Source organism: Bradyrhizobium sp. 35 (assembly GCF_023073215.1).
GTDB lineage: Bacteria > Pseudomonadota > Alphaproteobacteria > Rhizobiales > Xanthobacteraceae > Bradyrhizobium > Bradyrhizobium canariense_D.
Genome location: NZ_JADPJC010000050.1, coordinates 248,709 through 271,657 on the forward strand (window position 1 = coordinate 248,709; position 22,949 = coordinate 271,657).

The 22,949-nt window shown below is 63.5% G+C and carries 25 protein-coding genes and 3 pseudogenes; 15 read left to right on the plus strand and 13 right to left on the minus strand.

What is annotated here, in order from left to right; genetic code table 11:
- Positions 1-66: 66 nt before the first annotated feature.
- The 3 genes from IVB36_RS09345 to IVB36_RS09355 all read right to left on the minus strand — a co-directional run bounded on the left by IVB36_RS09345 (position 67) and on the right by IVB36_RS09355 (position 2,145).
- On the minus strand, positions 67-276 hold the full coding sequence (locus IVB36_RS09345; RefSeq protein ID WP_007592195.1) for a cold-shock protein: 210 nt from the start codon (positions 274-276) through the stop codon (positions 67-69).
- A gap of 259 nt (positions 277-535) precedes the next feature.
- Positions 536-868, minus strand: coding sequence for a DHCW motif cupin fold protein (locus IVB36_RS09350; protein WP_018459194.1), 333 nt, complete (start codon positions 866-868; stop codon positions 536-538).
- 92 nt (positions 869-960) lie between these two features.
- Positions 961-2,145, minus strand: coding sequence for an MFS transporter (locus tag IVB36_RS09355; protein WP_247391446.1), 1,185 nt, complete (start codon positions 2,143-2,145; stop codon positions 961-963).
- A 181-nt stretch (positions 2,146-2,326) separates the two neighbouring features.
- On the opposite strand from IVB36_RS09355, the gene IVB36_RS09360 reads away from it, so the two are divergent.
- On the plus strand, positions 2,327-2,779 hold the full coding sequence (locus IVB36_RS09360) for a helix-turn-helix domain-containing protein (RefSeq protein ID WP_085395930.1): 453 nt from the start codon (positions 2,327-2,329) through the stop codon (positions 2,777-2,779).
- Between the two features lie 40 nt (positions 2,780-2,819).
- On the opposite strand, the gene IVB36_RS09365 is transcribed toward IVB36_RS09360, so the two are convergent.
- Positions 2,820-3,191 carry a nuclear transport factor 2 family protein gene (locus IVB36_RS09365; RefSeq protein WP_085395931.1) on the minus strand — a complete coding sequence of 124 codons (372 nt, stop codon included), beginning with the start codon at positions 3,189-3,191 and terminating at the stop codon, positions 2,820-2,822.
- Positions 3,192-3,339: 148 nt separating this feature from the next.
- Here IVB36_RS09365 and guaA point away from each other — a divergent pair, with 148 nt between their 5' ends.
- Positions 3,340-4,938 carry a glutamine-hydrolyzing GMP synthase gene (gene guaA / locus IVB36_RS09370; RefSeq protein ID WP_247391331.1) on the plus strand — a complete coding sequence of 533 codons (1,599 nt, stop codon included), beginning with the start codon at positions 3,340-3,342 and terminating at the stop codon, positions 4,936-4,938.
- A gap of 17 nt (positions 4,939-4,955) precedes the next feature.
- A complete protein-coding gene (locus tag IVB36_RS09375) occupies positions 4,956-5,345 on the plus strand; it encodes a hypothetical protein (RefSeq protein WP_247391333.1) in 390 nt (129 codons plus the stop codon).
- Positions 5,346-5,485: 140 nt separating this feature from the next.
- Here the strand turns inward: IVB36_RS09375 and IVB36_RS09380 are convergent, their stop codons facing one another.
- The 5 genes and pseudogenes from IVB36_RS09380 to IVB36_RS09400 all read right to left on the minus strand — a co-directional run bounded on the left by IVB36_RS09380 (position 5,486) and on the right by IVB36_RS09400 (position 8,792).
- Positions 5,486-6,118 carry a class I SAM-dependent methyltransferase gene (locus tag IVB36_RS09380; protein ID WP_247391335.1) on the minus strand — a complete coding sequence of 211 codons (633 nt, stop codon included), beginning with the start codon at positions 6,116-6,118 and terminating at the stop codon, positions 5,486-5,488.
- Between the two features lie 11 nt (positions 6,119-6,129).
- Entirely contained in the window at positions 6,130-6,540 is a 411-nt protein-coding gene (locus IVB36_RS09385; protein WP_247391337.1) for a nuclear transport factor 2 family protein, read from the minus strand.
- 85 nt (positions 6,541-6,625) lie between these two features.
- Entirely contained in the window at positions 6,626-7,225 is a 600-nt protein-coding gene (locus IVB36_RS09390) for an NADPH-dependent F420 reductase (RefSeq protein ID WP_247391339.1), read from the minus strand.
- A 32-nt stretch (positions 7,226-7,257) separates the two neighbouring features.
- A pseudogene (locus IVB36_RS09395) lies at positions 7,258-8,008 on the minus strand (glucose 1-dehydrogenase).
- Between the two features lie 49 nt (positions 8,009-8,057).
- A complete protein-coding gene (locus tag IVB36_RS09400) occupies positions 8,058-8,792 on the minus strand; it encodes an SDR family oxidoreductase (protein WP_085352864.1) in 735 nt (244 codons plus the stop codon).
- Positions 8,793-9,057: 265 nt separating this feature from the next.
- On the opposite strand from IVB36_RS09400, the gene IVB36_RS09405 reads away from it, so the two are divergent.
- Positions 9,058-9,954 carry a LysR family transcriptional regulator gene (locus IVB36_RS09405; protein WP_018459184.1) on the plus strand — a complete coding sequence of 299 codons (897 nt, stop codon included), beginning with the start codon at positions 9,058-9,060 and terminating at the stop codon, positions 9,952-9,954.
- A gap of 149 nt (positions 9,955-10,103) precedes the next feature.
- Positions 10,104-11,006: an HNH endonuclease gene (locus IVB36_RS09410; RefSeq protein ID WP_085352865.1), complete on the plus strand. Its 903-nt coding sequence runs from the start codon at positions 10,104-10,106 to the stop codon at positions 11,004-11,006.
- Between the two features lie 15 nt (positions 11,007-11,021).
- On the opposite strand, the gene IVB36_RS09415 is transcribed toward IVB36_RS09410, so the two are convergent.
- Positions 11,022-11,921 carry a LysR family transcriptional regulator gene (locus tag IVB36_RS09415; RefSeq protein WP_247391341.1) on the minus strand — a complete coding sequence of 300 codons (900 nt, stop codon included), beginning with the start codon at positions 11,919-11,921 and terminating at the stop codon, positions 11,022-11,024.
- Between the two features lie 110 nt (positions 11,922-12,031).
- Between IVB36_RS09415 and IVB36_RS09420 the strand changes: the two genes are divergently transcribed.
- The 6 genes and pseudogenes from IVB36_RS09420 to IVB36_RS09445 all read left to right on the plus strand — a co-directional run bounded on the left by IVB36_RS09420 (position 12,032) and on the right by IVB36_RS09445 (position 17,113).
- Complete coding sequence (locus IVB36_RS09420; protein ID WP_247297507.1) at positions 12,032-12,676, plus strand: DsbA family protein; 645 nt, start codon at positions 12,032-12,034, stop codon at positions 12,674-12,676.
- Positions 12,677-12,746: 70 nt separating this feature from the next.
- Positions 12,747-13,643 carry an MBL fold metallo-hydrolase gene (locus IVB36_RS09425; RefSeq protein WP_247391343.1) on the plus strand — a complete coding sequence of 299 codons (897 nt, stop codon included), beginning with the start codon at positions 12,747-12,749 and terminating at the stop codon, positions 13,641-13,643.
- 1 nt (position 13,644) lies between these two features.
- Positions 13,645-14,049, plus strand: coding sequence for a nuclear transport factor 2 family protein (locus IVB36_RS09430; RefSeq protein WP_204510960.1), 405 nt, complete (start codon positions 13,645-13,647; stop codon positions 14,047-14,049).
- Between the two features lie 373 nt (positions 14,050-14,422).
- Positions 14,423-14,875 (plus strand): annotated as a pseudogene (locus IVB36_RS09435) (suppressor of fused domain protein).
- A 430-nt stretch (positions 14,876-15,305) separates the two neighbouring features.
- Positions 15,306-16,187: an AraC family transcriptional regulator gene (locus tag IVB36_RS09440; protein ID WP_247391345.1), complete on the plus strand. Its 882-nt coding sequence runs from the start codon at positions 15,306-15,308 to the stop codon at positions 16,185-16,187.
- Between the two features lie 167 nt (positions 16,188-16,354).
- Positions 16,355-17,113, plus strand: coding sequence for an SDR family oxidoreductase (locus IVB36_RS09445; RefSeq protein ID WP_085395942.1), 759 nt, complete (start codon positions 16,355-16,357; stop codon positions 17,111-17,113).
- A 90-nt stretch (positions 17,114-17,203) separates the two neighbouring features.
- Here the strand turns inward: IVB36_RS09445 and IVB36_RS09450 are convergent, their stop codons facing one another.
- A complete protein-coding gene (locus IVB36_RS09450; protein WP_085395943.1) occupies positions 17,204-17,554 on the minus strand; it encodes an ethanolamine utilization protein in 351 nt (116 codons plus the stop codon).
- 237 nt (positions 17,555-17,791) lie between these two features.
- Between IVB36_RS09450 and IVB36_RS09455 the strand changes: the two genes are divergently transcribed.
- On the plus strand, positions 17,792-19,048 hold the full coding sequence (locus IVB36_RS09455) for a serine hydrolase (protein WP_247391347.1): 1,257 nt from the start codon (positions 17,792-17,794) through the stop codon (positions 19,046-19,048).
- Between the two features lie 7 nt (positions 19,049-19,055).
- Here IVB36_RS09455 and IVB36_RS09460 read toward each other — a convergent pair whose 3' ends face one another.
- Positions 19,056-20,423 (minus strand): carboxylesterase family protein, encoded by a 1,368-nt coding sequence (locus IVB36_RS09460; RefSeq protein WP_247391349.1) that lies wholly within the window; start codon positions 20,421-20,423, stop codon positions 19,056-19,058.
- A gap of 43 nt (positions 20,424-20,466) precedes the next feature.
- Positions 20,467-20,676: pseudogene (locus IVB36_RS09465) on the minus strand (hypothetical protein); the annotation flags it as partial.
- Between the two features lie 53 nt (positions 20,677-20,729).
- On the opposite strand from IVB36_RS09465, the gene IVB36_RS09470 reads away from it, so the two are divergent.
- From IVB36_RS09470 to IVB36_RS09480, 3 genes are read left to right on the plus strand one after another with little or no spacing between them, the layout of a single operon-like run.
- Positions 20,730-21,527 (plus strand): helix-turn-helix transcriptional regulator, encoded by a 798-nt coding sequence (locus IVB36_RS09470; RefSeq protein ID WP_247391351.1) that lies wholly within the window; start codon positions 20,730-20,732, stop codon positions 21,525-21,527.
- Between the two features lie 56 nt (positions 21,528-21,583).
- A complete protein-coding gene (locus IVB36_RS09475) occupies positions 21,584-22,246 on the plus strand; it encodes an SRPBCC family protein (RefSeq protein ID WP_247391353.1) in 663 nt (220 codons plus the stop codon).
- Positions 22,246-22,608, plus strand: coding sequence for a metalloregulator ArsR/SmtB family transcription factor (locus tag IVB36_RS09480; RefSeq protein WP_018459176.1), 363 nt, complete (start codon positions 22,246-22,248; stop codon positions 22,606-22,608). Before IVB36_RS09475 ends, IVB36_RS09480 begins: the two co-directional genes overlap by 1 nt.
- The last annotated feature ends 341 nt before the right edge of the window (positions 22,609-22,949 follow it).

Below are 22,949 nucleotides of genomic sequence, written 5' to 3' on the forward strand. Positions count from 1 at the left end.
CCGGTCGCGGGGTTTTCTAACTCGACGTTCTGCCGGTACGTCCGTGGTCAGAACGGTGCGCGGGCTTTAGCCGACGCGGAGATTGTCAGCCGAGGACTTGCCGCTGCGACGATCGGCGACAATGTCGAACGAGACCTTCTGACCTTCGTTGAGGGTCGAGAGGCCAGCGCGCTCGACGGCGCTGATGTGCACGAACACGTCCTTGTCGCCGTCATCCGGCTGAATGAAACCAAAGCCCTTTTGATTGTTGAACCACTTCACGGTGCCCATAGCCATGGGAATTTCCTTTGCTTAAGAAGTTAACACGCGGACCGGTACGCACTATTGCGCCCATAGTCCTGATCAGTCGATGTTGGAGAAATCATCTGAAGCGTGCGCGCCCGTCAGCAACGAAGCGAAGCGGCCCAGTCGTTCGGCCAAGTATCGATGATCACAATATAGCGAGATTTTGGGGCCACTTCAAGGCACCACCCGCCGCTCGGGATGTCGCCGAATTTTGCTATTTTGCGGTGCAAATTAACCCTTCCGGGGCGCCTCAATCGACGATAAACAGCGTCGCCCCCGTCGCCGTCGAGGACCGGTGCGCTGCATCGCCGAAATCCGAGACCTGGTAGCTCATCCCCGCCGTGAGCTTGAACTTGCGGCCGTCGCGCAGCTCGCTGTCGAGCTCGCCCTGCAGCACGTACAGCACGTGGCCGCGGTCGCACCAATGGTCGGCGAGATAGCCCGGCGAATATTCGACCATCCGCACCCGGAGATCGCCGATGTCGAGCGTGCGCCACTGGGCTTGCCCGGTCTCGCCGGGATGGACGGTCGGCTCGACCTTGCTCCAGTCGGTGACGGTGAAGGGGGAGGTGGGCAGCTTCATGATGGTGATCCTGGGGCGGCGACGGCAGTGCCGTTACTATCGGATGCTTTCGCGGTAGTCCTCATTTTTACAGTTCTTATTGTTTTCGGCCCTTATTTTTGCCCATGCATCAGCGCGCAATCTGCCGTCACCGGCATCCTGCTTGCGATGATGACCCAGACCAGCAGCGCGGCGGCACTGATTCCCGCGCCGAGCACGCAGACGCCGGACCAGCCGGCCATCGCGTACACCATCGTCGACGCGATCGCGCCAATCGCGCTTCCGACCGAGTAGAACACCATGTAACCGCCCACCAGTCGGCTCGCCGCATCGGGCCGCACGGCGATGATCAGGCTCTGGCTCGTCACGTGCACGGCCTGGAGTCCCAGATCCAGCACGATCACGCCGGCGACGACCAGCCAGAGCGAGCTTTGCAGGCAGGCGATCGGAGCCCAGGCACCCAGCATCAGCAGCAGTGACAGCCCGGTGGTCCGCTGGGCCCATCCGAGATCGGCAAGCCGCCCGGCATTGCGCGCCGCGAGCGCTCCGGCGAACCCGGCGACGCCGAGCAATCCGATCGTGGTATGCGACAGCGCGAAGGGAGGCGCCGAGAGCGGCAGCACGATCGACGTCCAGAACACGTTGAGATTGGCGAAGATCAGAAACGCAAACAACGCGCGCTCGCGCAGTATCGGCTCCTCGACAAACAGCGAGGCGGTTGAGCGCAACAGCGACAGATAAGAGGATCGGGCCAGCGCCGACTGCCGGCCGCGCGGCAGCACGCGCAGGAGCAGCGCCGCCATGGCCAGCATGAGGCCGGCCGAGACCAGGTAGACCATTCGCCAGCCGCCGAAATCGGCCAGGGCGCCCGAGGCGAACCGCGCCAGCAGGATGCCGGCAACGCCGCCGCTCGTGACGGTGCCGATCGCGCGGCCGCGCCCGTCCGGTCTGGCCAGCGTCGCGGCAAAGGCGACGAGGACCTGGACGACGACGGCGAGCATGCCGACTAGCGCCATTCCCACAAGCAGCACGGCGGCATGCGCCGCCGTGCCGACGATGACGAGGCCGATCGCCGACAGCACGGTCTGGCCGACGATCAGGCGGCGGCGATCCCAGAGGTCGCCGAGCGGCACGATTAGGATCAAGCCGAACGCGTAGCCGATCTGGGTAAAGGTCACCACCATCCCGATCGCGGCGGGGTCGATGCCGAGATCGCGCGCCATTGCATCGAGCAGCGGCTGCGCGAAGTAGATATTGGCGACGCTCAGGCCGCAGGTCAGCGCCAGCAGCATCGCCATCCCGTGCGAGAGCCCGCGCCCGGCGTCATCGTCGGCCTTTTCGTCGGCGTTGGTCGGTCCGGCTGTGGCGGCATCGTGGATTGTCATTGTCGTCTCCGGCACGTTCTATCTAGTCTTAAAATAAGACCAGTTGCACACCGTACTGTCCAGTCCTATTTTAAGACCAGTTTGGAGGCGGCGAATGAAGCGGACCGGTTTTGCCGAGGCTGACTGCCCGGTGGCGCGTGCACTGGACGCAGTTGGGGACATTTGGTCGCTTCTGATCGTGCGCGATGCCTTCGACGGGCTGCGTCGATTTGGCGATTTCCAGAACAACCTCGGTATCGCCAAGGGCATGCTCACTGCGCGCCTGCACAGGCTGGTGGAGCTTGGCGTGCTCGAACTGATTCCGGCCTCCGATGGCAGCGCCTATCGGGAATATGCGCTGACCAAGAGGGGGCGCGAGCTGTTTCCAGTCGTGGTCAGCTTGCGCCAATGGGGCGAAGCGAATCTCTACGCGCGCGGCGAAGTCCATTCGGACCTGGTGGACGAGACGGGCCAGCCGGTCGGGAAGCTCGTGCTTCCGTCGCGGGCCGGCCGTCCGCTGGCATGGTCCGATACCAGGGTGAGAAAGGCCGGTCTGCGCAAGCGCTGATTCGCGTCGGCCTTGGTGCGTCCTCGAGCTAGAAGCGCGATCAGGGCACCGGATGATTCGCCGATCCCTGCACGATCTTTCCGGCCGCGTTCACCCGCAGATATTCGCAGATCCGCTTTCCCCGCTCGTTCTCGTAGAACACCACCACGCTATCAGGGCTGACGAACAATTCGATCAGCGAGAAATGCAGATTCGGCAACAGGGCGAGCGCCTTGCCCCAATAGGCGCGCAACGCATCCTTGCCGCGCACGGTGCCGCTTTCATCGAATCCCATCGCGGGGATGCGGTCCGAGGTCATCACGGTGTCCTCGTCATAGAGCGTGAGCACGCGTTCGAGGTCGCGCGCGTTCCAGGCCTCGACCCAGGTGCGGCCGAGCTCTGCAAGCGATGACGGCTGATGATGGTTTGGCATGGCGTTCTCCCTGATCGGCCCTTGGTGAGTGGCGGGCCATATAGGTCAATAATACTTACCTATATCGATTTGTCCATACCCCAAAGAAGAATGTGGGCGCGCGGCCCGCGCGGTTGCGGGAAAAGCCCCCGTCGCGTATCTGCTTGCCATGACAGCAGCACAGACCGACCGCTCCGCGTCGACGCCCTCTGTGGCCTCGGCGCATGACAAGATTCTCATCGTCGACTTCGGCAGCCAGGTGACGCAGCTCATTGCGCGTCGCGTGCGCGAGGACGGCGTCTATTGCGAGATCGTCCCGTTCAACAAGGCCGAACAAGCCTTCAACGAGATGAAGCCGAAGGCGGTGATTCTCTCCGGCGGCCCTGAATCGGTGCATGAGGCCGGCTCGCCCCGCGCCCCGCAAGCGATCTTCGATTCCGGCGTGCCGGTGATGGGCATCTGCTACGGCCAGATGGCCATGGCGGAGCAGCTCGGGGGCACGGTCGAGGGCGGCCATCACCGCGAATTCGGCCGCGCCGATGTCGAGGTGAAAGCGCCGAGCAAGCTGTTCGAGGACGTCTGGTCGCCAGGCGGCAAGAACCAGGTCTGGATGAGCCATGGCGACCGCATCACCAAGATGCCGCCGGGCTTCTCGGTGGCCGGCACCTCGCCGAACGCGCCGTTCGCCATCATCCAGGACGAGACGCGCAAATATTACGGCCTGATGTTCCACCCCGAAGTGGTGCACACACCGGACGGCGCCAAACTCATCCGCAATTTCGTTCGCAAGATCGCAGGCCTGTCCGGTGACTGGACCATGCGCGCCTTCCGCGAGGAGGAGATCGCCAAGATCCGCGCCCAGGTCGGCAAGGGCAGGGTGCTCTGCGGCCTGTCCGGTGGGGTCGATTCCGCGGTCGCGGCCGTGCTGATCCACGAAGCGATCGGCGAGCAGCTCACCTGCGTTTTCGTTGATCACGGCATGCTGCGCCTTGACGAAGCGAAGACGGTCGTCGACCTGTTCCGCCACCACTACAACATCCCGCTCGTGCACGTGGATGCCTCGAAGCAGTTTTTGGGCGAGCTCGAAGGCGTCACCGACCCGGAAGTGAAGCGCAAGACCATCGGTCGCCTCTTCATCGAGGTGTTCGAGGCGGAGGCCAAGAAGATCGGCGGCGCTGACTTCCTGGCGCAAGGCACGCTCTATCCTGACGTGATCGAGAGCGTCTCCTTCACCGGCGGCCCGTCGGTGACGATCAAGTCGCACCACAATGTCGGCGGTCTCCCCGAGCGCATGAACATGAAGCTGGTCGAGCCCCTGCGCGAGCTGTTCAAGGACGAGGTGCGCAAGCTCGGCCGCGAGCTCGGCCTGCCCGAAATCTTCGTCGGCCGCCACCCGTTCCCGGGCCCCGGCCTCGCCATCCGCTGCCCCGGCGAGATCACCCGCGACAAGCTCGCGATCCTGCGCAAGGCGGACGCGGTCTACATCGACCAGATCAGGAAGCACGGTCTCTACGACGACATCTGGCAGGCCTTTGCCGTGCTGCTTCCTGTGAAGACCGTGGGCGTCATGGGCGACGGCCGCACCTACGACTTCGTCGTCGGCCTGCGCGCCGTCACCTCCACCGACGGCATGACCGCGGACTTCTACCAGTTCGACATGAAGTTCTTGGGCGAGACCGCGACGCGCATCATCAACGAGGTGAAGGGCGTGAACCGGGTGGTGTATGACGTGACCAGCAAGCCGCCTGGGACGATTGAGTGGGAGTAGTTTTTAGAGACCGAGGCATGCTGATGCGCGCCGCGTTGAAAGTGGTGATGGCCGCAATATTTGCCATGCCGGCTGCGGTGGCTCTGGCGAAGTCTCCGGACTGCGCGAGTTGGCCCACCAACATGGCCCTCGTGCACCTCAAGAACGCCGGCCTGATTGATATCCCATCAGTGATCGAGGCGCAGACCAAGGCCGTTCGTCTCGCATCCGAAAAGATCGGCAAAGACCTCTACCAGCAGGTTTACGACATCACGTTTCACACCAAGGATGGCAAGACGATCGAGGTCATCACGAAAAACCAGGCATCAAGCGAGGAATGCTCGATGAGCGGCGTCGACATCTACGTGGTCTCGAACAAAATCGGCGGGTCGGCGGAGCTGCCATCTGACGGCAGGACTAAAAAGTGATCCGGTTGCATCGAAAGCTCAAGAACCGAAATTGACCTGCAGCGGATGCGTAGGGCGGATTAGCCGCAAATCTGGCCTCTCTCGCCGAGTCGCGCGCAAGATGGCAGATTACGCTTCGCTAATCCGCCCTACGATCTCTGTCACGGCTTCACGAACCGATAGGCGAAGCGATCGGTCTTGCCCTTGATCGCGGGATCGAACACCTTGATCGTGTGCGGATCGTCCTTGTTCGCGAGCAGGGTGCTTTCCGCGTCCAGCACGAAGCCGGCCGCCTCCACCTCCTTGCGAACGGATGCAGGCTCAAGCCGATGCAGCGATTGGGCCTCGCTCGTGCCCGCCCCGAGCGCGGCGGCGTGGTCGACGATGACGTAGCACCCGCCGGGCTTCAGCCGCTCGTAGACGGCGCGATTGAAGTCGGCCGCCGTCGCGCCCCTGGCCTGGATCAGCGCGGTGTGGAGGTCGTGATAGAACAGGTGCAGCCACAGGACATCCGCTGGTCGCGTGACCTGCGGCATCGCCACGAGGTCCGCTGACACGGCTTCGACGTTGTCTCGGCCCGGCTCCTTCGCAAGCCTCCGCATAAGGCCGAGCGGATCGTTCTTGAAGTGCGCGACTTCGGCCGGCACGAAGCTGTCAACCCGTCCTTCGGGTCCCACGATCTCGGAGAAGACACGGGTCCAGTCGCCGTCGCCTGGGTAAACGTCGATCACGGTGGCGCCCGCATCGATACGTGCGAACCGGATCAACTCGGACAGCTTGGATTGGTCGTACATCTGGATTTCCTTTAGGCTTGGGCATTCGACACGCGCGCGGCTCGTGCCAGTGCCTGCGTGTCGACGTACTCCCGGATGTTCGTCAGTTTGCCGTTGCGAACGGTGATGGCGAAGACCCAGTCGTCCCTAAACGTCTTGTTCGTGGCTTTGATCTTTCCCTTTGCGAATCCGACGACCAGGACCCGGTCTCCTTGCGCCACGAACTCGCGGGGTTCGGTGGACGTTTCGATCGACTTGGATGCCCTCTCGAGCAAATCCGCCCCCCCGTCGTGCCCGCGATGCGTTCCGGCCAGCGGCCAGTCCTCGCCGGGGATGATCCACTCGATGTCTTCGGCGATCAGCGCCAGCAGAGTTTCCCTGTCGCCTCCGCCGATCGCGGCGAAGAAGTCCTTCACGGTCTGGATGTTCTTGTCGGTGCTCATAGTCATTTCTCCATGTCACTCGGATCGGATCGCGCGCGATCCGATCCCGTGTGTCGTATCCCCCAGGGTGGGAACCTCGTGTTCGTCAGTCGAACTTGACCAGATCCTTGAAGATCAGTTGACCCCAGCTGTTTCCACGCGCCTGCAGGAGCAGTCCGCCTTCCGAAAGCCCGCCAAGCTTGATCGGCGCGAAGCCGAGAGTTTCCGCAAGCGTGCCAATCTCCACTGTGGCGTCGTGATCGTCGCTCGCCAGGAACACGACTCTCCTGCCACCATGGAGGGCCGGATCCTGGGCAAGGACGGCAGCACCCAAATGGTTGAAGCCCTTGACCAGTCGACCGCCGGTGAAGGCTTGCGCGAGGGCCTTGGACGAAGGTTGTCCCCCCAGTCTCTCAGGCGGCACGCCGTAGGCGTTGGTCACATCGACGATCGTCTTGCCCTGCCAGGTGGGCAGCGCTTTCGCGACATCCTGGTGGGACTCGAAACGGACCGCCAAAAAGACGATGTCCGCCTTGACGGCGTCCGCCAGCTTTTTGGGAATGATCGAGGGTCCGATCACGGCCGCGGCGGATGTAAAGCTTTCCGGGTCGCGCGTGGTTGCAACGGAGACTTCGATGCCGTTGCGGGCAAACGCGCTGGCCACGGCTTGGCCGATAGGGCCGAAGCCGATGATTGCGTAGCTCATGATGTTTCTCCGAACTTGTGTCGATGGCGCGGTCAGACCTGGGCCATGCCGCCATCGACGGCGAGATCCACGCCGGTGATGTAAGAACTTTCATCGGAGGCGAGGAACGTGACGGCAGCCGCGATTTCCTCCGGCTTGCCCCTGCGACCCATCGGGACCTGTGAAGCAAATTGGCTGGCCGCTTGCTCGGCTTGCTCGCGGGTCAAGCCCGTCGTCGTCTCCAGGGCGGGGGTCTCCGTTGGCCCGGGGCTCATCGTATTGACGCGGATTTTGCGGTCCTTCAGCTCCAGCGTCCAAGCGCGCGAGAAGCTGCGCACCGCCGCCTTGCTCGCGGCGTAGACGCTGAACCCCGGCAACCCCTTCACGTTCGACACCGAAGAGTTCAGGATGATCGAACCGCCGTCCTTAAAGAGGGAGGGCTTTCTGCACCGTAAAGAACAGGCCTTTCACGTTCACATCGAAGGTCTGGTCGAAATGGGCCTTGGTCGCTAGCGCGAGCGGCGCGATTGTCCCCGCGCCTGCGTTCGCGAAGAGAATGTCGATGTGACCATGTTTCTCCTTCACGACGGCATAGAGCCGGTCCAGATCTTCCAGGCGCGACACGTCGCTCACGACCGTCGTCACGTTTCTCTCGATGAAGGCTGCGGCCTCCTTCAGCTCTTTCTCGCGTCGCCCGGTGATCACCACGTGCGCACCTTCGTCCACGAAGCGCTTGGCCGTGGCCAATCCAATGCCGCTGCTGCCGCCGGTGATGACGGCGATCTTGCCTTCTAGTTTTTTCATGATGTTTATCTTTCATTGTGTGTGGGCCAGGCGCGGGACCGCGCCGGGATCAGAGTTGCGCCAGGCCGCCGTCGACGGCGACTTCGCTGGCGGTCATGAAGCTGCTGTCCGAGGAGGCGAGAAAGGCAGCCACCGCCCCGATCTCCGCCGGATCGGCCATGCGCTGCAGCGGAGTCATCGCGGCGAACACCTTCTGTCCCTCTTCGCCCAGCGCTTCCTTCGCGAGTTCGGTCGCGGTCGCTCCGGGCGACAGCACGTTGACCCGGATGCCGCTGCCTTTCAGGTCCTCCGCCCAGGTCCGCGCGAGGTTTCGCACGGCCGCCTTGCTCGCGCTGTAGGCGCTCATGGCCGGGGCGCCCGTCGTGCCGGCGCTCGATCCCGTCAGGATGATCGAACCGCCCCGGCGCATCAGCGGCAGCGCCTTCTGCACCGTGAAAATCGTACCCTTCACATTGGTGTCGAAGGCCTCATCGATGTGCGCGGCGGTGATCTTGCCGAGCGCAAGCTGACTTCCCGCGCCGGCATTGGCGAAGACGATGTCGAGGGTTCCGCGCTCGGCCTTCACCGCCGCGTAGAGGCGGTCGAGGTCGGCTTCATCCGAGACCGAGCCCTTCACCGCGCGGGCATTGGGCCCGAGGGCGGCGACAGCAGCGTCGAGGGCTTGCTGTCGGCGGCCGAAGATGAAGACGAAAGCGCCATCCTCGATGAAGCGCTTTGCCGCGGCGCGGCCGATGCCGGTCGCGCCACCCGTGATGACTGCAACCTTGCCGTCAAGCTTTCCCATAATGTCTCCTGTCGTGGTGTCGGGGCAGCATCTGCCCCCGAGGACCCCGACATAGGTCCGCCGGCCCTAAGCGTTGAGTGCGGAAGCGCGCACATCGGTGGTGCGAAATCGATCCGGCCGGACGACTAACGCCGACGGCGACGATCGGTGTCCGTCGCTCAGAAAGGGCCCTGCTGGCCGGAACCGGCTATGATCACTGCCCATACTGCTGTAGGAGGCATCAGATACGGCTTGAAAGGCGCACCGCGCGGTGCGGGATTGCACCATGATCGACTGGGACGATGTTCGCTATTTTCTAGCCGTCGCGCGGGGAGGCTCGGTGCGGGCGGCCGCCGAGCACCTCGGCGTGAACCACGCGACCGTGCTGCGACGCATCGCCCAGCTCGAGGAACGCCTTGGGGTCCAGATGTTCGAAAAGCTGCCTTCGGGCTACCGGCTGACGGCTGCGGGCGAGGAGGTCCTCGAATTCGCCGACCAGATGGAAGCCTCGTCACACCAGCTGGAGACGCGCGTGTTCGGGCGCGATCAGAGCGTGCGCGGGCGTCTGCGGGTGACGCTGGCGCCGCCGATGGCGACACATTTGCTGATGCCTGATTTCGCCGATTTCGCGCGTCTGCATCCCGATATCGAGATGGATGTCCTGTCGTTCGGCGAACTGGCAAATCTGACCAACCGTGAGGCCGACGTCGCGATCCGCGTCGTCTACGAGCGCAAAACCCTGCCGCAAAATCTTCATGGCATGAAGGGACCGGAGCTGTTCGGCGCCGTCTACATGTCCAGGGATCGACTGGCCGCGTGGCGTGCGGGCGCGCCGGATCCCTTCCGCTGGATCGTCATCAGCATGCACGGCATCCCGGATTGGGCCAGCGCGGGCGAGGTTCGCACCACGGACGTTCCATTCAGGACCAGTGACGCCGGAGCGCAGATCGCTGCTGTCCGGCAAGGGCTGGGGATCACGACACTGCCGTGCTTCGTCGGCGATGCCGACCCGCTGCTGGTGCGGGTGCCGGGGACCGACCTGCACATGTACGGAACGGTCTGGCTCCTCACGCAGGGAGAGACGCGCAAGACCAAGCGCGTGCGGCTGTTCACGGAGTTCGTATCACGCAGGCTCGCCGCGTACGCGCCGCTGCTGGCGGGGCTGTCGGTGGCGCGCGAGTGACGCGGGGCGGGTCGGGGGCGGAAAGCTTGGCCTCGACAGATCAAGGCGTTATCGTGCTTCCGAAACAATCGAGTGGGAGTAGGGTTGTGACTGCTATTGATCCAGCATCGCTGGGTGTTGTTTCCTGGAGAGGCAGCGCCGCTTAGGTCATGGGGTTTGGGGTATTCATCCATCGATTGGACTCGATCTACGACGACAGCCCCGCTGAGCAGTACCAATTTCCCAGTCAATATCTTCATCGCGTTGAAGCCTGCATCGGCGATTGGATAGTATATTACGAACCGAGCAAGGTTGCTGAAACGCGCGGTTACTTTGCAATTGCTCGGGTTCAGCAGGTTCTTCCCGATCCCGGTACTTCCGGGATGTATCTCGCTTTAATGGAACCGGGAAGCTATCTCGATTTTGCCAATTCAGTCCCATTCAACGGACCGACGGGTCCAGTAGAGCGCGGTGTTCTTAACGAACAGGGGCGGATTTCAGGACGCGCTCAGTCCGCAGTCCGCCCAATCTCTCCCGACGATTTCAATAGAATATGCGAGCTTGGTTTCGCGGAGAACGCGCCGCTGCTGCCGCGGCGCGACGGCGACCTTCCATCGCTCGATCTTAATGACCAGCCGCAGGTGCCATTCGCGGTTGAGCAGCAGCGCGACCGTGTTAGCGTAACGATCTCGAAAGTCCTGCGTGATCGAGTTTTCCGCCGCATCGTGCTGCGTGCCTATGAAGAGCGTTGCGCCATCACCGGCCTCAAGCTCATCAATGGAATGGGGCGCGCGGAGGTCGCGGCGGCTCACATACGCTCCGTCGAGGCAAACGGGCCGGACATCATCAGCAATGGCGTTGCTCTTTCGGGCACCGCACATTGGATGTTTGATCGTGGTCTCATCAGCTTCGCGGACGATCTGGAGATATTGATCTCGCGCCAGACAAACGATCTGGAGGGAGTGCAATCGATCATCAACAAGACGGAGCGCGCTCTTGCGCCGCGTCGTGCGTCAGATCGGCCACATCCGCACTTCTTAAAGTGGCACCGCGAGCATTGTTTCAAGCAATAAGCAAAACCATACGGCTCATGCGTTCGTACCCGCCCGCCGCTGAGCCGCAATCAGCATCTCCACAAACGCGGTCACCTTCGGCGGGCGGAAGCGGGCTGCGGGGTAGACCGTGTGGATGCCGCCGGATGGCAGTTGCCATTGCGGCAGGATGTGGATGAGGCGGCCCGCCGCGAGATCGTCGGCCACCAGGAAATCCGGCAGCACCGAAAGGCCGCCGCCGGCGAGCACCGCTGCGAGCACCCCCGGCGTCGTGTCGATGGCGATGCTCGCCTGCAGGCGCACGGCGCATCGATCGAGATCACCGCGCGAGAACTGCCACAGCAACGGCTCGCGCAGCGCCATGTTGGCGATGAACGGTAGCGTCACCAATTCGTCGGGATCGCGCGCGGCGGCGATCCGATCCGCGAATGCGGGAGCGCCGACCAGACATTGCCGGAACGATCCGATCTTGCGCGCCTGCAGGCTGGAATCGACCAGCCACCCCACACGGATCGCCATGTCGATCTGGCCTGAGGCGAGGTCGACCGTCTGATCTTCGAGCGTCAACTCCACGCGGCAGTGGGGATAGCGTGCCGCGTAGGCCGTGACGACGGCGATGACGACGGCGGTGCCGTAGTCGTTGGGCGCCGTGATCCGCAAGGTGCCGGTCGGCGCGGCGGCTGCCTGAGCGAGCTCGTCGAAGGCATCCTCCGCTTCGCGCAGGATCATGACGCAGCGCGAATGAAACATGCGGCCCGCCTCGGTCGGATGAACCCGGCGCGTCGTGCGCACGAGCAGGCTGGTGCCGAGACCGCGCTCCAGCTGCGCCACCTGCTGACTCACCACGGCCTTGGTGATGCCGAGCCGCTCGGCGGCCCGGGTGAAGGATCCGGTGTCCACGACGGCTGCGAAGTAGGCCAGTCGGTTCAGGTTCATGGGCTCTGTCCGGTCAGATTTATTGTCAGTCAATACCATACATTATGTCTGTTTTGTTGATATTTATCTACCAATGTGCGCGTGCCACATTGCGGTTCAAGGAGATCGCCATGTCCGCGCCCATTCAAATCACCTACCTGTTCGATCCGCTCTGCGGCTGGTGCTACGGCGCCGCCACGCTGCTCGAACAGCTCGTGACCTGTCCGGATTTCGCTGTCGAACTTGCGCCGACAGGTCTGTTCGCCGGCGAGGGCGCCCGTCCGATGGACGACGGCTTTGCCGCTTATGCCTGGAGCAACGACCAGCGGATTTCGCGCTTGAGCGGCCAGCCCTTCAGCGAAGCCTATCGCCGCGATGTGCTGGGCGACCGTACGCGCCTGTTCGATTCCGGTCCGGCGACACTGGCGCTCACGGCTGTCGCGCTCACGGCGCCTGATCGGGAGTTCGCGGCGCTGAAGGCCTTCCAGCTCGTCCGCTATGTCGAGGGCCGCGACAGCACGGACATCTCCGTTCTGTCGGATGTGCTGCGCGCGATGAATTTGCCGGAGGTTGCCGCGCGCCTGGCGAGCCCCGACGCCGCGTTGATCGCCGCGTATCGCGCACGCCTCGAGGCCGCGCGTGCCGAGATGCGCCGGTTCGGTGCAAGCGGCGTCCCGGCCCTCATCGTCGGGGCGGGCGATGACCGCCGCCTCGTGCAGGCAAGCGCCCTGTTCGGCAGCCTGAACGTCCTGATCGACGGACTGAAGGCGGCCTGAGCGCAGCGGTCAACACGACCGGACGATCAGTGTGAATTTCCCAATCGCAGACTAGCACCAGGAGACCAACATGCCGACAAGGAGAACCATCATGAAAACCACTCTCGCCGCGGGCGCCGCCGCCGTCTTCGCACCCGCAGGCCTCGGCCATGCCGCGGGCGGGCTCGCCTGGAAGCATTTTCCGGCCGGACAGAACGGCTTCTTCCGGGCGCCCGTTCTGGTGTCCGGGCCAAGCGAAGCCGTGCTGATCGATGGCGGCTTCACGCTGTCCGATGGCAAGGCTGTCGCCGACGCCATCAAGGCCACCGGCAAGAAGCTCACCACCATCTATATCAGCCAGTCGGACCCGGATTATTATTTCAGCCTCGGCGCGATCAAGGCTGTCTTCCCCGAGGCCCGCGTGCTCGCGTCGCCAGCGACATTGGCGGCCATTCACGCCAGCGTCGAAAAGAAGCTTGCCGTCTGGGGGCCGCAACTCAAGGCGAACGGCCCGCAGGTGCTGGCCGATGTGGTCATCCCCGAAGCGTTCGACGGCAAGACGCTCAGCGTCGACGGCGAGACCATCGAGATCGTCAGCGCCGACGGCCTGGCCAACCGGCGCTATCTGTTCGTACCCTCGCTCAACGCGGTGTTCGGCGGCGTGCTGATCTTCTCCGGCGTCCATGTCTGGACCGCCGACACGCCGACCAGGGAGCAGCGCGCCGCCTGGATCGCCAATCTCGAAAAGATCGCGGCGCGCAAGCCGGCGATCGTCGTGCCCGGCCATTTGTCGGCGGATGCGAAGACCGACCTGTCCGGTGTCGAGCACACCATCGCCTACCTCAAGGCGTTCGACGAAGAGTTGGCCAAAACCAAGGATTCGGCGGCGCTCAAGGCGGCGATGGAAGCGCGCTTCCCCGGCCTCGGCATGGGCGTTGCGCTCGACATCGGCGCCAAGCTCGCCACCGGCGAGATGAAGTGGGGTTGAGATGGGGGCGAACCTCGACCTGATCCGCGCCACCTATGAGGGATCATCGTCGGAAGAGAACGGCCGCAACTTGCTGGCCGCTCTCGCTCCCGATGCCGCATGGACCGAAGCGGAAGGGTTTCCATACGCGGGCACCTATGTCGGGGCCGAGGCGATCATATCAGGCGTGTTCCGGCGTCTCGCCATCGAATGGACCGGCTACCGCGCCGATGTTCACACCTATCTCGAAGACGGCGACCGCGTCGCCGCCTTCGGCGTCTACTCCGGGACCTACAAGGCGACGGGCAAGTCCATGCGCGCCAATTTCGCGCATCTCTATCTGGTGAAGGACGGCAAGATCGCCAGCATGACCCAATATGTCGACACCGCGATGGTGCAAAAGGCATTGGAGCCTGCCGGCCGGTAACAGCCGCATCACGTCGGAATGCAGGAGGGGGAGCCCGCGACATGCGGGCTCCGCTTTTTCGTTCCGGCGTCTGCTAGATCTTGATGGAATTGTGCCTGGCCGAGGAAGTCCACCGCGCGCCAGAACGTGGTCATGGATATGACCGCCGGCCCCGTCTATACCGAGGTCCCACGACAGGCCAGAGCGGCGATCGTATGCTCGCAGTCATGGTGTTGAAGATATGACTGCCGACGACCTTGGATTTTTGACGTGAGGAGCCATGGCGGTTTCGGAAGACAACAAATCTCTCGCCCGCTATCTGAGAGATGTTACGCAGGGTTCACCGACGGTTACGAAATATTGGGATGACGCCCACGTCAGTGACGTCGACATCATGATCATCAAGGACGTGCCGGCAGGAGGCGTTTCCACTTATGCCAGCCTCGCGCTCTCTGACGCAAAAACCGGCCTGACGTCTGGCGGCAAGGCCCTGGGCGTCGAGATTCTGCTGGCTCTGGCGACGGCCGAGGGCGCCAACATGATCGCGACTTGCGCTTTCAGCATCAAGAAGGGCGAGATCACACCCTTGCCCGGCGTCGTCATTCCGCGAGCCCTGGAACTGTATGGCGAAGGGCGCGAGATGAAGCACGCCATGCTCATCTCTCCGTTCGTGTGGGACCTGGAAACACAGTCCTTCTCGGCCAAGTCCGTCGCCTAGCTGCAGGTACTGCCTATTTCCGACGCCGAGCGGGACTACGCGCTGGCGAACGGGCCCGAAGCGCTGGAGGATCTGCTCCAGGACCGACAGATCGACGTGTTTGACATCGATCGTCCCAGCGCTCTTTGATACCCTGACCGCCGCTATCTTCGTGGACGCCTGCGCCTCGCCTGGAGGATGCTGAGTTGCAGTCATGCTTGGATTCCGTTTGCGAATGAGATTTCCCTGAAGCCGCAGCCCGGATGGCCGGTGACCGCATCAGCCACGATTGAAGTCCTCGAGATCGCGGATGAAGCGTTCGAAGTCGGGCGCCAGTTCGTGCAGAGGAAGGCAGTTCATCCGTACTGACATCTTGAAGGGGAACGCCCACTTTGTGGGTGAAGGGGGGCCGACAGTCTAACGCGTAGAGGAAGGTGCTTGCAATCGGTGTGGTCTTCCCTGAGGAAACCAGTTGCCGGACGTAGCTCCATCCGGGCTAGCGATCCGTGCCAAACCGCAAGATCGGTCGAGCGTGTCATGGCCGTCAGCGACTAGATGGCGCCGCCACGGAGGAGGGACGATGAAGGCGGCGCTGCAAAACTATCAGGACCGCATGCGACGGGTGCTGGACCATATCGACCGGCATCTCGACGGAGATCTGGACCTGGACGGCTTAAGCGCTGTTGCCGCCTTCTCGAAATTTCATTTCCACCGGCAGTTCTCGGCAACCTTCGGATTATCTGTGCATCGCTATGTCCAGCTGGCCCGCATGAAGCGCGCTTCGCACCAGCTGGCCTATATGGACGCCCTTGATGTCACGGAAGTTGCGATGGATGCCGGTTACGACGCACCGGATGCCTTCGCCCGCGCCTTTCGGCAACGGTTCGGGCAATCTCCGTCGTCGTTCCGGAAGTCTCCCGACTGGGAGCCGTGGCTTGCGGCCTTAGGGCCTCTCGACAATGCGAGGAGCAAGCTCATGCAGAAGACCCTTACCACTGACGACGTGACGATCCGCGATGTGCCCCCGACACCGGTGGCGATCATAGAGCATCGCGGCGACCCGGCGACGCTTCCCGCCACAATCCAGCGCTTCATCGCGTGGCGCAAGGCGGCTCACCTGCACCCCAGCACAAGTCCGACCTTCAATGTCTGGCGTTCCGAGCGGCGGCCTGCATCACCCGCCGATTACAGCGTGGACCTTTGCGTCGGGACCGCACAAGCGATCGTGGCGAACGGCGAAGAAATCAAGGCCAGCGAGATCCCCGGCGGACGCTGCGCGGTGCTGCGCGTCGTCGGCTACACCGACAATCTCGAGCCGGCCGCGCTCTTCCTTTATCGCGACTGGCTTCCCGCCAGCGGCGAAGAAGCGCGCGACTTCCCGATCTATTGCCAGCGGCTGAGCCTGTTCCCGGAGGTGCCGGAGCACGAGACGGTCGCGGACGTTTTCTTGCCGCTGAAGTAGCGTCTGCTGACGGCGGCCTGTCACTCCGATCGCGGAGACCGGCAGGCCGCCATTCGCGGATCAATACCGCCACGATGTGATCCCGCGTTCAACTCGGGAAACGGGTGGCAGCTCGCTGGTGCCTGATGTCTTGTTCGGCTCCTTTTTGACATCAGGAGAGTCTCACGGTGGAACTGGCAAACAAGACGATCATCGTAACCGGCGCCAGCAGCGGTATCGGTGCTGCCGCAGCATCGTTGTTCGCGTCCGAAGGCGCCGATGTGGTGCTCGGGGCGCGTCGCGGCCCCGAGCTGCAGGCCGTTGTTGCAAGCATCAAGAGCGCCGGAGGGCGCGCGACGTTTCTCGCCGGGGATGTTCGGGACACCGGCTATGCAGCCCGCCTTGTCGAGCACGCCGTCAAGACTTTCGGAAAGCTCGACGGCGCTTTCAACAATGCCGGCATTGTCGGCGAGATGACGCCAGTCCCCGAGATGAGCGTCGAAAACTGGACCGATGTGCTTGCGGTGAATCTCACCTCGGCGTTCCTCAGCGCGAAGGCGCAGATCCCGGCACTGCGCAAGCAGGGCGGCGGTTCGATCGTTTTCACCTCGTCCTTCGTTGGCTTCAGCAACGGGGGCCTGCCGGGAATGGCGGCGTACGCAGCCTCAAAGGCAGGACTGATCGGCCTGGCTCAATCACTGGGCGCCGAGCATGCGGCCGAAGGCATTCGCGTCAACGCGCTTCTGCCTGGAGGGACCATCACCCCGGCGGCGGGCGAAGGAAATCCCGACGCCCTGAATTTCATCGCCGGGCTCCACCCGATGAAGCGGATGGCCAGTCCCAAGGAGATCGCGCAGGCGGCGGTTTTTCTCCTGAGCGACCGGGCATCGTTCATGACGGGCAGCCCCATGACGGTTGACGGCGGCATGTCGGTCCGCCTGACCTGACCACGAATCCGCTCGGGCTCGACCGACGGGGCTCTGCGCCGTCGATCGAGCCAATTGATAGCGGGGTGCGCAGTGCGCGAAAGGCCTGCTTCACCCGTGCGCCTCCTGCCAGTGCGGATAGGTGACATAGGCGGTGACGGCGCCTTGCTCATGCGAGCGAATGGTGACCTGCGTGCCCTTGGGCATGTGGACGGTCTCGCCCGGACCGGCGGTCACGGTGCCGGCGTTGCTCGACACCGAGAGCTTCCCTTCGAGCACGATCATGACGTCGTCGACGGCGATTGTCTCGTCGAGGATCTGGTTCGGCGCGTAGCGGCCGTAGCCGATGGTGATCGGCGCGCCGTGACGCTGGTCGATCACGTTGCCGACGAATATGTCCCCATCCTGGCCGGGCGAACGCTCGAGCGTTGCGTCCGAGATGGCAAACTTGCGAACTTGCATGAGATGTCTTCCGTCTTTTCAAAGTGGGCGGGTTGAGGACGATAGAAGCCTCAGGCAAGTGTTTTGTTCAGCGCGCCTTGCGGGACCGTTTGACGCAGATGGTGCGACGTTGGCTGGCGCGCAGGAGACGATTGGTGCCCAGCCCACGGCGACGGTCGCCTCGGCGCAAACACTGGATGTTCGCCACGCGTCTCCATGATACGAAACCCCCGTCGTTCGCTTCCGGAGCCAATGTTCATGTCTGCCACCGCGCCGAGTCAGTCGCCCGCAACCGCCGCCGAAACCGATCCCGAAACACTCGGCTGGATGAACGGCTTCCCGCCGTCTCCGGACCGCACCATCAGCTTCCAGGATGGTTCGTTCCGCAGCTTCCCCGAGCTACGCTGGGCATGGAGCAACATCCGCCAGCTGGTGCCGACCGTGAATGTCTGGCGCGGGGCGGGGCCTGCATCGGTGTTGCCGCGGGAAGACCACGACATCGGTGCGTCGGCCTCGACCACCATGGACAGGCGGCCCATGACGTTCGCGAAGATGCTCGAGGAAACCTACACCGACGGCATCGCCGTGCTGCATCGGGGCAAGCTGATCTATGAGCGCTATTTCGGCGCGTTGAAGCCGCACAAGCCGCATATCGCGATGTCGGTGACGAAGTCGTTCACCGGCTTGCTCGCCGGCATTCTGGTCGCCGAGGGCAAGATCGATCCGCAGGCGCCCGTCACGGACTATGTGCCGGAGCTGAAGGCGAGCGCGTTCGGCGACGCGCGCGTGCACGAGGTCATAGATATGACCACCGGGCTCGAATACACCGAAATCTACACCGACAAGAACTCGCATGTGTGGGGACTGCGGCGCGCCAACGGCATGGCGCCGATTCCACCCGACTATGACGGTGCGACCACCATCTTCGATTTCCTGGTCGGGCAAAAGAAGCAGGGCGAGCACGGCAAGGTCTTTGCCTACAAGACCGTCAACACAGACGTGCTGGCCTGGATCATCCGGCGCGTCAGCGGCATGACGTTGTCCGATCTGCTCTCCGAGCGCATCTGGCAGCCGATGGGCGCGGAGGAAGACGCGCATTACCACGTCGATCGCATCGGCACCGAAAGCGGCGGCGGCGGCCTGTCGACCTGCTTGCGCGATCTCGCCCGATTCGGCGAGACCATGCGCAATCACGGCCGCTCCAACGGCCGGCAGATCGTGCCTTCATCTGTCGTCGAGGACATCGCGCGCGGCGGCGATCCCGAAAAATTCAAGCCGGCTGGCTACACCACGCTAACAGGTGCCTCCTATCGCAATCAATGGTGGGTCACGCACAACGCCCACGGCGCCTATATGGCGCGTGGCGTTCACGGCCAGGGCATCTATATCGATCCCAAGGCCGAGATGGTGATCGCGCGCTACGCCTCGCACCCCGCCGCGGGCAACGCCGCCAACGATCCCGTGACGCTGCCTGCCTACATGGCGCTGGCGAAGGAGCTGATGGCGGGCGGGTGAGGTACGCCTATGGCAGCTCCCGCCAGCGCATCGGCAAAATGCCGTCCTGCCTGAAACTGGCGAGGAAGCGGAACCGGGCGGCTTGCGGATTGGGACGGGCTTCGATCGGTGTGCCCAGGATCTGCACGACGTCGTTCTCGTCATAGGTGGGCCAGGGTGGCAGGCCTGATCCGTTGGGATCGCCGTGCGCTGCGAAATTCACCCAATAGGCCATCATGGTCCGCGCCAGAGCGCGGTCCTCTTCGGCCGGCGGTGCCGAGCTGCCGATCACCTGTTGCGGAGTGAGTGTGCCGAACACGAACGGAATTTCAGTCACGTGCGAGGCGATCGGCGTGTAGTGCGAGGTATAGCTGAAGTGATAGCCGTAGACCGGCGCTCGTCCCCCGCGCCGATGCAGACGCAGCCACTGCCAGCATTGCTCGCCGACCACGATGTCGCCCGTGAGCGCCGCCGCGGAAGTCCTGGCCTCCGCATCGGTCGCCGCGGGATAGACCTTCAAGAAATCGGTCATGCGCTCCTTCCCGAACATCGCCTCGGCCGCGGCGAGAAAGACTTGTGCCGATTGATCGGGGAGTGACTGCGAACGGAAAGGAAATTCCTCGGCCGCATTCCAGCCCGCCAGCAGCGGGATGTGCATCTGTTCGCCGCGCCGGAAGCGCCGCGCGGGCACATCAGGAACGACAAGACCATCGATACTCGGCGAGAAGGCCGTCACGACCGGGCTGGTCCTGAAACTCCACGGCGCGGCTGCATTCAACGAATCGGCCGGCATGCTGCGCAAAGCTGCGATCGACGCGTTGTCCTGCTGCCGGGCAAAAGCGAGACCACGCGCGCGGGCTTCTTCAAAGCCCTGAAGCGGGCCGTGTTTGCCATCCCAGAACGCGCCGCTCTGTCCTATGGCCTTGTGAAACAGTCCGTGCGCGAGCGGCGAGGCGATCAGGATTCCGACGGCCATGGCGCCGGCGGATTCGCCGAACACGGTGACGTTCTCGGGGTCGCCTCCGAAGCCGGCGATGTTGGCCTTGACCCAGCGCAGCGCCGCCAGTTGATCCTGCAGGCCGTAATTGCCTGAAGGCGCCTCCGCGTCGAGATCGGGGTGGGCGAAGAAGCCTAAGATGCCGAGGCGGTAGTTGAAGCTGACGACGACGACACCTTTCGCTGCTAGCGCGTTGCCATCGGTTGCGGGATTCGCCGAGGAGCCGAACTGAAAGCCGCCGCCGTGAATCCACACCATCACGGGCCGGTTCTCATCCGCGTGCTTCGCCGCGGTCCAGATGTTGAGATAGAGGCAATCCTCGTCGCGCGGTCCCGGCCGCGGGTCGTTTTCGAGCGCCGATAGACACCCCGCGCCGAACACAAGCGCATCGCGCGCCATCCCAGGACTCCGGGGGCTGCGGAGCGCACCAACGCAGAGGCCCGACCGGCGGTGCTGCGTAGGGAATGCCTTTGAACGCGATCACGCCGCTTGCATCGCGCGGGCCGCCACGCACGGCCCCCGCTTGCGTGCGGACCACGCGTTGCAGCCCGGCTGCTGTCGTACTCGTGAAACCATGCATGGCCGTTTCTTTCGATAGCGTGGGCGGCGCCCGGACGCCCCCGGGCAGGTTCAGGCGGCACCCTATCGACATTCCTCTTCGCTCGATTTAGATGTTCTGCCAATCAATTTCTAAAAACCGGCAACATGCGGCAGCCGCTCCGTTTTCCATGGCCTGATCTTGATGTGGATGATGTCTCCGCGCCCGTTATCGCCGTGCGCGTCGACGTGATCGGGACCAAGGACGAGGTGCCCGATCACAGGCACCGCAAGGGGCAACTTGTCTTTGCGCTGGGCGGCGCCGTGACGTGCCGCGTTCCCACCGGTCTGTGGATGGTGCCGCCGCATTGCGCGGTGTGGATTCCAGGAGGCATGCAGCACAGCAACCTCGCGACGGAAAACGCCCGGCTGTTTTTCGTCTACATCGAGCCTGAGGTCGTGGACCTGCCGGATCGGTGCTGCACGCTTTCGATCTCCCCACTGCTGCGTGAAGTGATCGTCGAGCTGGCCAATCAGATCGCGGATGACGAGGCGAGGGTGGAGCTTCTGGCGAGCGTCCTGCTGCGCGAGCTTCCCCGCATGCCGGTTCAGCAGCTGCATCTGCCGCTCTCGCCCGAGCCGCGGTTGAAGAAGATTGCCGCGGCGCTGGCGAAAAACCCTTCCGATCGCAGGACGCTGGCCGAATGGGCCGATCGCGTCACGCTGAGCGAGAGCAGCCTCGCGCGTCTCGTGGTCAGGGAGACGGGCTTAAGCTTCGGGCGGTGGCGCCAGCAATTGCACCTGATCGTCGCCTTGCGGGAGCTGACGTCCGGCGCGAGCGTGCAGCAGGTGTCCGCCGATCTCGGCTACGACTCCGTCGCGGCCTTCATCACCATGTTCAAGAAGGCGCTCGGGAAACCACCAGGGAAATATCTGAGCGGTATTTTCCCTGAATATAAGAATTGACTTATATTAGCGTCGACCGATATTAATCCTGGCACGAAACGAAAAGGAGGAGCGCCATGGAGATCGACGTCGTCAGGGTATTAGGGCTGGTTACGCGTTCGGTGAGGAATTTCGAGAAGGACGGGAAGGCAGCCAGTGCGGTGACACTGACGCGGCTTTACGAGACCAGCGTCGACGATCTCTGGGACGCAGTGACCAGCGAGCAACGCATTCCGCGCTGGTTCTTGCCGGTCGAGGGAGATCTCCGGCTCGGCGGAAAATACCAGCTCAAGGGGAATACAGGCGGGACCATCACGGCATGTACGCCGCCGACCCATTTTGCGGCGACCTGGGAATTCGGCGGCGCGATGAGCTGGATCGACGTCAAGCTGACGGCAGAACGAAGCCAGGCGCGGCTGACGCTCGAGCACACCGCGATGATCGAGGATCATTGGAATCAGTTCGGTCCAGGGGCAGTCGGGATCGGCTGGGATCTCGCCATTGCCGGGCTGGAGCGATATGTTGCGACCGGGGCATCGGTCGACCATGAGACGGCCGAGGCATGGATGGGCTCTCCCGCGGGCAAGGAATTCATGACGAGCAGCGGCGAGTATTGGCGCGCAGCGCATGTCGCAAGCGGCGTGGATCCTGCGTCCGCGAAACAGCGGTCGGACCGTACCATCGCTTTCTATCGCGGCGAGACGCCGCCCGACGTGGCGCATCCGGGCACAGGAAGCTGATGCAAATCTTCGAGGTCCTTGCCGACCCCGTCCGCCGTCGCATCCTCGAGCTGCTTGCGCCCGGCGAGATGGCGTCCGGCGAGGTCGTCGAAGTGATCGGAGCGGAGTTCGGGATCACGCAGGCCGCCGTGTCGCAGCACCTCAAGGTGCTGCGCGAGAGCGGCTTCGCGACGGTTCGGGCGGAGGCGCAAAGACGGCTCTATTCGGTCGATGCTGCGGGCCTCCAAGCGGTGGATGCATGGATCGGTCAGTTCCGCAATTTCTGGGAGCCGAAGCTGGATGCGCTGGCGACGGAAATCGCGCGCGGCAAACGCGAGCGTCGTAACGCGCCAATGAGCAAGCGGAGCGGGAAGCGGGCGTGAAGGCATCGCGGCCACGCCTCATGGAGACGTTTCCGTTCTTTGCCCGGCGGGGGATGGGCTTAAGCGGCGGCATCTCGGTGTCGCCCGGGCTGGCGGCCCATCTGAGGCCGTACTGCAGGTTCGCGGCCTGCGCGGCGGCGACAAGCTGTACAAAGCCCCAGACGATTGCGGCGGGCAGCATCGATAGCTCGAAGCTCATCGCCATTGGCTGTCCCCCAATCTGCAAGAAATCAGCGCGATCCCGGGTGCCATCCGGGAGTTTGGGAATCTCGGGATCGAGGTGATCCCAGGCATATCCGCGCGAGCAGAACAGCACGACGGACGGTTTGAACGTGCTGGCA

Bases quoted from the DNA above. Each gene is read 5' to 3' on its own strand.
- IVB36_RS09345 (WP_007592195.1), bottom strand. From the start codon at position 276: ATGGCTATGGGCACCGTGAAGTGGTTCAACAATCAAAAGGGCTTTGGT.
- IVB36_RS09350 (WP_018459194.1), bottom strand. From the start codon at position 868: ATGAAGCTGCCCACCTCCCCCTTCACCGTCACCGACTGGAGCAAGGTC.
- IVB36_RS09355 (WP_247391446.1), bottom strand. From the start codon at position 2,145: ATGGCGATGCTGCTGGCGCTGACCTGCGGCCTGAGCGTCGCCAATATC.
- IVB36_RS09360 (WP_085395930.1), top strand. From the start codon at position 2,327: ATGAAGCGGACCGGTTTTGCCGAGGCTGACTGCCCGGTGGCGCGTGCA.
- IVB36_RS09365 (WP_085395931.1), bottom strand. From the start codon at position 3,191: ATGCCAAACCATCATCAGCCGTCATCGCTTGCAGAGCTCGGCCGCACC.
- guaA (WP_247391331.1), top strand. From the start codon at position 3,340: ATGACAGCAGCACAGACCGACCGCTCCGCGTCGACGCCCTCTGTGGCC.
- IVB36_RS09375 (WP_247391333.1), top strand. From the start codon at position 4,956: ATGCTGATGCGCGCCGCGTTGAAAGTGGTGATGGCCGCAATATTTGCC.
- IVB36_RS09380 (WP_247391335.1), bottom strand. From the start codon at position 6,118: ATGTACGACCAATCCAAGCTGTCCGAGTTGATCCGGTTCGCACGTATC.
- IVB36_RS09385 (WP_247391337.1), bottom strand. From the start codon at position 6,540: ATGAGCACCGACAAGAACATCCAGACCGTGAAGGACTTCTTCGCCGCG.
- IVB36_RS09390 (WP_247391339.1), bottom strand. From the start codon at position 7,225: ATGAGCTACGCAATCATCGGCTTCGGCCCTATCGGCCAAGCCGTGGCC.
- IVB36_RS09400 (WP_085352864.1), bottom strand. From the start codon at position 8,792: ATGGGAAAGCTTGACGGCAAGGTTGCAGTCATCACGGGTGGCGCGACC.
- IVB36_RS09405 (WP_018459184.1), top strand. From the start codon at position 9,058: ATGATCGACTGGGACGATGTTCGCTATTTTCTAGCCGTCGCGCGGGGA.
- IVB36_RS09410 (WP_085352865.1), top strand. From the start codon at position 10,104: ATGGGGTTTGGGGTATTCATCCATCGATTGGACTCGATCTACGACGAC.
- IVB36_RS09415 (WP_247391341.1), bottom strand. From the start codon at position 11,921: ATGAACCTGAACCGACTGGCCTACTTCGCAGCCGTCGTGGACACCGGA.
- IVB36_RS09420 (WP_247297507.1), top strand. From the start codon at position 12,032: ATGTCCGCGCCCATTCAAATCACCTACCTGTTCGATCCGCTCTGCGGC.
- IVB36_RS09425 (WP_247391343.1), top strand. From the start codon at position 12,747: ATGCCGACAAGGAGAACCATCATGAAAACCACTCTCGCCGCGGGCGCC.
- IVB36_RS09430 (WP_204510960.1), top strand. From the start codon at position 13,645: ATGGGGGCGAACCTCGACCTGATCCGCGCCACCTATGAGGGATCATCG.
- IVB36_RS09440 (WP_247391345.1), top strand. From the start codon at position 15,306: ATGAAGGCGGCGCTGCAAAACTATCAGGACCGCATGCGACGGGTGCTG.
- IVB36_RS09450 (WP_085395943.1), bottom strand. From the start codon at position 17,554: ATGCAAGTTCGCAAGTTTGCCATCTCGGACGCAACGCTCGAGCGTTCG.
- IVB36_RS09455 (WP_247391347.1), top strand. From the start codon at position 17,792: ATGTCTGCCACCGCGCCGAGTCAGTCGCCCGCAACCGCCGCCGAAACC.
- IVB36_RS09460 (WP_247391349.1), bottom strand. From the start codon at position 20,423: ATGGCGCGCGATGCGCTTGTGTTCGGCGCGGGGTGTCTATCGGCGCTC.
- IVB36_RS09470 (WP_247391351.1), top strand. From the start codon at position 20,730: ATGCGGCAGCCGCTCCGTTTTCCATGGCCTGATCTTGATGTGGATGAT.
- IVB36_RS09475 (WP_247391353.1), top strand. From the start codon at position 21,584: ATGGAGATCGACGTCGTCAGGGTATTAGGGCTGGTTACGCGTTCGGTG.
- IVB36_RS09480 (WP_018459176.1), top strand. From the start codon at position 22,246: ATGCAAATCTTCGAGGTCCTTGCCGACCCCGTCCGCCGTCGCATCCTC.